Genomic DNA, 7,191 nt, shown 5'->3' with positions numbered 1-7,191 from the left:
CGGCCGTTCTGCGGTATGCCGGCGGCGGTGAAGGCGGTGTCGTCGACGAGCAGCGGGCCGTAGGTGGTGAAGCCGCCGACCAGGACCTCGCGGCCCTCGACCGGGTCGAGCCGCCAGTAGAGCTCGGCGGGGTCGTTGGCGCGGTAGACGCCGGTGACGCGGACGGCGAGCGGGGCCCCGCCGTAGCGGTCGGTGAGCCGGACCTCGGCGGGCAGGGCGTCGGCGGTGAGGCCGAGGCGGGTGAGCACGGCCTGCGGGACGGCCGCCTGGACGGGGCCGGGGGTGCCGGGCTGGGCGGCGGCGGGCCAGCCGCCGGCGAGCAGGCCGACGTGCTCGCGGTCGAGGGTGGCGAGGAGGGTGAGGTCGTCGTCCGCCTCCGCCGCGGTGCCCGCCTGTTTGCCCGTCGGGGCAGTTCCGGCGTCGGCCGGCGAGGTGCCCGGCAGGCCGTAGGAGCGGCTGCGGGACAGGCCGGTGGTCTCGGTCGGCAGGTCGCCGAAGAGGGCGTGGGCGAAGTCGCCGACCGCCGCGTCGTCCGTGGCCCGCTGGCCCAGCCCGTGCTCGGAGTTGACCAGAACGGTGGTCCTCGGGTGGCCCCGGCCCTGCAGGGCCTGGCGCTGTCCGACCTCGCCGACGGTCCGCTGGAAGGCGACCAGCGCCGTCAGCACCGCCGTCGTGATCAGTACGGTGAGCAGGGCGGCGGCGGCCAGGGGCAGTCGCCCGCGCAGACGGCGCACGACGAAGCCGAGCATCCCGTTCCTCCCCCGGTTCCTCATGGTGTCCGCGCGGCGTCGCCCGTAGGACCGGGCGCACGTCTCCCAGTGCGCGGATGGGCGCCGTGGAGGGCGCCGTCACGGTGATCTCCCGGCGCTTGATCACCGGATAGCGGACGATGCTGTCAGATCCGGTCAAAGAAAGGAAGGGACTTGCGCGAAGGATGAAAGTAATGAGCAAATGCTCCGAACCATGGCCGGACCGACTCTGACGATATGTCAGCCATAACGGTGCGCGAAGCCATGAACACCTCAATGAAATTCCCGGTGCCGCCCCCTCGGCGGGACGCACCGGCGCACCCAGGGGGGACGCCGCATGACGCAGCAACCGGCCGGCACCGTGACCGCTCCCATGGTGGCCGTCACCGATGTCCACCGCAGTTTCGGAACCGGCGAACGGGCCGTGCACGCCCTGCGCGGCGTCTCCTTCACCATCGGCCGGGGCGAACTCACCGCGCTCAAGGGCCGCTCCGGCTCGGGCAAGACCACCCTGCTCAACCTGGTGGGCGGCCTGGACAGCCCGACCGGCGGCACCATCACCCTGGACGGCACCGAACTCGGCGGCCTGGACGAGGACGGCCGGCTCGCGCTGCGCCGCGACCGGCTGGGCTTCGTCTTCCAGTCCTTCGGACTGCTCCCGGTGCTCACCGCCGCCGAGAACGTCGGCGTGCCGATGCGGCTGCGCAAGGTGCCGGCCGCCCAGCGCGAGGAGCGCGCCCGCACCCTGCTGGCCCTGGTCGGCCTGGCCGACCACGCCAACCAGCGCCCCGGCGAGCTGTCCGGCGGCCAGCAGCAGCGGGTCGCCATCGCCCGGGCCCTGGCCAACGAGCCCGACCTCATCATCGCCGACGAGCCGACCGGCCAGCTGGACTCGGAGACCGGCCGCTCGATCATGGAGCTGCTGCGCGCGGTGGTGCGCAGCGAGGGCGTCACCGTCCTGGTCGCCACCCACGACCCCAACCTCATGGAACTCGCCGACCGGGTGGTCGAACTCCGCGACGGCCGCGTCGTCGAGGAGGACGCCACCGGCTGACACCCGCCGGCCGGGGGCCTCCCGTGTCGCAGAGCACCCGTCTGACCTGCGACGATGGTCACCGTGCGCGCTGACCGGCCGCCACCGGCCGGGTGGCCGCGCGCACCGTGGAAGGAAAGGAAGCCCCCCATGATCTTCATCACCGTCAAGTTCGCGGTCCGCCCGGAGCGCGCCGACGGCTGGCTCGACCTCGTCGACGACTTCACCCGCGCCACCCGCGAGGAGCCCGGGAACCTCTTCTTCGAGTGGTCCCGCAGCGTCGACGACCCCAACGAGTTCGTCCTGGTCGAGGCGTTCCGCGACGGCGACGCGGGCAAGGCGCACGTGGAGTCCGCGCACTTCGTCAAGGCGATGGAGGACCTGTCGTACGCGGTCGCCGCCAAGCCGCGGATCGTCTCGACCGAGATCCCCGGCATGGACGGCTGGGCGGAGATGGGCGAGATCACCCCCCGGTGACCTCCGGGCCCCCGAACGGCCGGTCGATCCGGCGATCGACCGGCCGTTCCGGTTCCCGGCCCGCCCGTGGGCTGTGCGGACCCCGGCCGGGGCCGGCCGAGCGGAACGCCAGGAGGGCGTGGACCGACGCTCAGCGATCGGTCGACGTGCGGGCGGCCACCGGGTCGGTGACGCCGCCGGGCGAGGCCTCGCCGCCGATGTTCCAGCCGGCGAGGCGGGCCGCGGACTCGTAGACGGACTCGTAGAAGTCCAGGACCGTGCCACGCGGGTCCGGCCCGCCGCGGACGTCGTCGTAGTCCAGGACCGCCAGGTGGCCGCCGTTCCGCTCGACCCAGCGGGCGGCGGCGGGGCGCGGCGGGCGGTCCGCCAGGCCGGCGGGCTCGGGCGCCGCGTAGGAGTAGAAGGCCGGCCCGGGGAAGGCGTCGTCACCGAACCAGAAGCCGGCGCTGATGACCTCCCGGGAGTAGGCCTCCCGGGTCACCGGGTCGACGGTCGGGGGCTGGTCGATCACCCGGCCGGAGAAGCGGGTGACGGCGATGTCGAAGGTGTGCCAGAAGTGGTGCACCGGGCTGATCTTCCCGCAGAAGCGGGCGGCGGACTCCTCCAGCACCAGGTTGACCTGGCCGAGCACCTGCCAGTAGCGGTTGACCCAGAACGGGTCGTAGGCGGCGTGCTCGGTGTCCTCCGTGAACGGCCGTCCGGCGTCGGGCAGGTCGAACGGGTGCGGGCGCGCCAGGGACACCGGCACGCCGACCACGGCGAGGGCGTCGAGGGTCTCGCGGTAGAACGACGCCACCGACTGCCCGGTGAGCGGGAAGGAGACGCTGCGGCCGTCCGAGGCGCAGACCACCAGCCGGTGGTCGACGAAGTCGAAGTCCACGCAGAACGTCCCGGCCCCGCCCGCCATGGCCATCGGGCGGGTGGTGATGCCGCGCCCGGTGAGGTAGTAGGGGACGTTCCACCAGTGGTTGCGCCGAACGCTGCGCGCCAGCCGGATCTTGCCGACGACCTGGGCGAACCGGTGCACGGTCGCCTTGGATTCCTGCCACCGGGCCAGCGGGATCGGAGGGAACAGCTCCATGGGCCCACGCTAGGCCCGCGGCCGCCCGCCCGCATCCGCGCGCCCCCCGGCCGACCGGTCGGCCCCCGGGATGGCCGAAACCCGCCCGCGAAGGGCGTGCGATCCCTACGCTGGGACCCCTCGGGGCGGGGTGCGGACCGGGTGGGTTCCGGCTGCCGCCACGTGTGGGTCTGGGGGCGACGTGATCAGTGTGAGGGTTCCCGAACGGCTTTCCGAGCGCGCTCTGGTGCTCGCGGCGGACTCACCGGCCCGGGGCGAGGGCACCGCGAGCACGGGCGCCGCGGAGGCGCCGCTGGAGGGGCGCGTCCTGCTCGGTGGTCCGCTGGCCGTGGTGCTGACCGAGGAGTTCGTGGCCGACGACTCCGAGCTGAAGGCGTTCGTGGCGCAGGAGGCGGCGACGGCCGTCTACCACCTGGTGCACCTCGGGCTCACGGTGACGGCGCCCGCCGGACGGCCCCCGCTGCACAGCATCGACCTGCGGCTGGAGCTGACGGCGGCCGACGGCGCCGCGTTCCAGCCGGTCGCCTGGTCGCTGAGCCCGCGCCATCTGGTCACCGGCCGGACCGCGGAGCGCACGCTCTCGCTGGGGCCGTCGCTCAAGCTGCTCGGGGCGGAGGTCTCGGTCGGCTCCGCGTCCTGGACCACGTCCGGCGCCGACGGCCGGCCGTGGCTGCGGGCGGTGCGGGAGCTGCGCTCCGATCCGGCCTGGGAGTTCCGCCGGGTCTCCGGTGCGGAACTGGAGGGGGAACACCGGCTGGCCGCCGTGGTCCGGACACCCCGGGGCTCGGCCACCACGCTGGGCCTGGGCGTCACGGCGGCGGTCCGGCGCCGCACCGGGCTGCTGCGCAAGTACGTCCAGGAGCTCGTCGAGCCGTTGCAGTCGGCCGTCGACCTGTGAGCGGGCCGGGCGCCGTCCAGGAGTGGGCGCGGGCGCACGCGCGCAGCGTCGGACGGCGGGCCCCGGCCGTCGGACCGGGCCGGGCCGTCAGCGCGGCGCAGCTGCGGCTCGCCGTCGATCCGGAACGGCTGCTGGCGGTCGCCCAGGAGGCGGGCCCCTTCGACCGGGTCCGCTTCCAGGCGGAGGAGACGGGTTGGTGCGTGGCGTGGGGCGGCGCCAACGGGCTGTTCCAGGCCTGGCACAGTGCGGAGAGCACCGTCCGCTCGCACACGGCCCGCCCCACGCCAAGCGATCGCCCCCGCGCGCTGGCCTGGCTCACGGGCAGGCCGGACGCCGACGACGCTCCGGCGCTGGGGCTCTTCGACCACGACCGGTTCGCCGTCGCTCCGCCCGCTCTGTTGACGCCACCGGACGCCCCGTGGGCGTTCAGTGAGCCGCTCGAAGCCCCACCCTTCGAGGCCTGGGACGCGGACTTCCTGCGGCTGCCCGACGGACGCCGGTTCTTCGTCGCCGCCGGGAAGAGCGCCCTGGTGCTGGTGGAAGTGGGGGAAACGGACCACCGCGTGCGGTCGGCGGACGCACTCCAGGAGGACGGCCCGTGGTGGACCGCGGTCCGAGGGCTGGTCCTGCCCGACGGCCGGACCCTGCTGGCGGCCTGCGGCGGATCCGACGGGTTGATCCAGGTGGCCCTGCTGGAGTCCCGTCACGAGCGGCCCCGGCTCGTCGACCCGGTCGTGCTCAACACGCCCCCGGCGCCCGGCGGCTGGGTCTGGAGCCTGGCCTGGAAGGTGGACGACGCGGGCCGGGTGCGGCTGGCCGTGGGCCGCAACCGCGGCGAGGTCGAGATCTGGGAGCCCGGCCCCGACGGCGACTGGCGCACGGCCGAGAGCCGCCTGTTCCGGGGCCACGGCGCCGGGGTCTGGGACCTCGCCTGGGTCACCCTCCGGGGAGTCGACCTGCTCGCCTCCGCCGGTCTGGACGGCGACGTGGTCCTGTGGGACGTGGCCGGTGACCGGGAGTGGGGCCGGATCAGGGGCCGGGTGCCGGTGCGCGCGGTGCACGCGCGGCCGGTGACGGTGGACCGGGTCGAGCTGTGGGTGGCCCGGGACGACGGGACCGTCGCCTGCCACCCGATCACCGCGCCGCGCCCGGCCCCGGTGCCGTGGACCGCCGTCGACCGCACTCCCGGGCAGTTCCGCGACCTGTCGGTGGCGCGCGTCGTGGCGGTCGACGACGACACGGTGCTGCTCGCGGGGAAGACGGCGCTGCGGGCCGGCCCGGTGCCCGGCGGGCAGTTCCTCCTCGCGCAGCTGCGCCCCGGGCCGGACGGGAGCCTCGACGTCCTCGACGTGCGGGACGAGGACGTCCCGGCGAGTGAGTGGCCCCTGGGCTGGACCCGCGACGAAGCGGGAAACCTCTGGTTGCAGTTCCTCCGGTTCGGCACCACCCCGCACAGCCTCCGGGTCGGACGCGCGCCGGGCGGCTGGACGCTGATCGGCGACCATGACCCGAAGGCACCCTCCGGCGGCTCGGCCGACCTCCTGCCGACGGCGTCGAACCCGGGCGGGGTGCGGGCCTGGTGGGTGCGCGAGGGCGTCGCGGAGCTGGCCCACACCTCGGCGGACGGCGCCGTGCTCATCGTCCGCTCGGGCGTGTCCAGCCCGCTCACCGGCCCCACCCAGGTCACCGGGAGCGCGGTCAGCAGCCTGGCCTACGCCCCACTGCCGGACGGGCGGCCCGCGCTGGCCATCGGGTGGACGAACGGAACGGTCTCGGTGGTGCACGCGGACACCGGGGCCGAGCTGTGGCGGGCCGAGTCACGCCACCGCTGGACCGTCGCGCTCGACTGGCTGGTGCTCCCGGACCGGGCCCTGCTCGCCTGCGGCCACGTCAGCGGCGCGGTGCGGGTGCTCTCCGGCGAGGACGGAACGGAGCAGTGGTCCAGCTCGGAGCTGGACGGGGCGAGGATCCACGACACCGGGCTCGCCCTCAGCTGGGCCCACCAGGGCGGCGGACCGGTGTGGCTGGCCGCCTCCGGTGAGAGCGGGTCCAGGATCTGGGAGATGGACGCCGCCCTCACCGCACCCCCCGTCGAAGGGGCGGGTCCGCGCCGGCCGGTCGTCCAGGGCGCGCCCGAATGCCTGGTGAGACTCGCCGAGGCGGGGGTGCACCCCTCCCTGGACCTGCTCCAGCAGATCGTGGCGCTGCTGACACCCGAGGCGGCGGCCCGCGGGGGAAGCGTGGACGCGGAGCTGCGAGCGCTGCGCGACGCGCCCGGAATCCGTCTGCTGCGCGAGCTGCCCTGGCCCTCGCCCGCCCGGATCGGCCTGGCCGGACTGCTGGCCAAGGCGGCGGAGGCGGACCCGGCGCTGGTGCCGCCCCAGGGCGTCGGCCCCCGGCGGCTCACCGACGCGCTCCACCAGGCGCTGAACGCGCCGACCGGCCCGAGGCAGCGGCGGGCCCTGCCGATGGAGGCACTGGAGCAGGCCACTGCGGAGATCACCCCGCAGCTGGCGGCACTGCTGACCGTGCTCGGGCCGGAGGCCGTGGCGGCCGACCCGACGCTGCCGCTGCGGCTGGCCCGCTACGCCCCGGCCATGCCCCCGTTGGACCTGGGGGCGCTGCGGCTGCTCGCCGGGGCGGCCGACGCCCGGCACGCGGGCGGCGAACTGTTCGCCCCCGGGCTCGGCGGGGTCACCAGATCGGGGCAGCTGATCCGGCTGCTGCCGAGCCAGCTGGCACTGCCACGGCCGTTGCAGCAGCTCAGGTACGCGCGCAACGAGCTGCTCTACCGGCTGCACACGGCGGCGGCCGAGGCGCGGCCCGAGCCGCTGGTGCTGGTACTCGACACCTCCCCCGCCACCTTCGGCCCGCCGGAGGTGGTGCTGCGCTCCGCCGCGCACCTGGTCGCGACGACGCTGTGGCGCCACGGGCTCGCCGGCGCGCTGGTCAC

General features: G+C 75.3%; 5 protein-coding genes and 1 pseudogene. 4 read left to right on the top strand and 2 right to left on the bottom strand.

What is annotated here, in order from left to right; translation table 11 throughout:
- Positions 1-749 (bottom strand): annotated as a pseudogene (locus ABD308_RS13400) (ABC transporter permease); the annotation flags it as partial.
- Positions 750-1,086: 337 nt separating this feature from the next.
- Between ABD308_RS13400 and ABD308_RS13395 the strand changes: the two are divergent.
- Both ABD308_RS13395 and ABD308_RS13390 read left to right on the top strand, forming a co-directional pair.
- Positions 1,087-1,803 (top strand): ABC transporter ATP-binding protein, encoded by a 717-nt coding sequence (locus ABD308_RS13395; RefSeq protein WP_344333029.1) that lies wholly within the window; start codon positions 1,087-1,089, stop codon positions 1,801-1,803.
- Between the two features lie 129 nt (positions 1,804-1,932).
- Positions 1,933-2,259 (top strand): putative quinol monooxygenase, encoded by a 327-nt coding sequence (locus ABD308_RS13390; protein WP_344333027.1) that lies wholly within the window; start codon positions 1,933-1,935, stop codon positions 2,257-2,259.
- A gap of 130 nt (positions 2,260-2,389) precedes the next feature.
- Here the strand turns inward: ABD308_RS13390 and ABD308_RS13385 are convergent, their stop codons facing one another.
- Positions 2,390-3,340: a DUF5996 family protein gene (locus ABD308_RS13385; RefSeq protein WP_344333025.1), complete on the bottom strand. Its 951-nt coding sequence runs from the start codon at positions 3,338-3,340 to the stop codon at positions 2,390-2,392.
- Between the two features lie 190 nt (positions 3,341-3,530).
- Here ABD308_RS13385 and ABD308_RS13380 point away from each other — a divergent pair, with 190 nt between their 5' ends.
- Together ABD308_RS13380 and ABD308_RS13375 are read left to right on the top strand one after the other, a co-directional pair.
- Entirely contained in the window at positions 3,531-4,238 is a 708-nt protein-coding gene (locus ABD308_RS13380; RefSeq protein ID WP_344333023.1) for a hypothetical protein, read from the top strand.
- The coding region (locus tag ABD308_RS13375; RefSeq protein WP_486327020.1) for a hypothetical protein at positions 4,235-7,191 on the top strand (2,957 nt) is incomplete at its 3' end. The genes ABD308_RS13380 and ABD308_RS13375, both read left to right, overlap by 4 nt.

The sequence above is a fragment of the Kitasatospora putterlickiae genome, assembly GCF_039527695.1.
In the GTDB taxonomy this organism is placed as follows: domain Bacteria; phylum Actinomycetota; class Actinomycetes; order Streptomycetales; family Streptomycetaceae; genus Kitasatospora; species Kitasatospora putterlickiae.
Note: the sequence above shows the minus strand (reverse complement) of the source record. Positions and strands in the feature narration are given on the sequence as shown.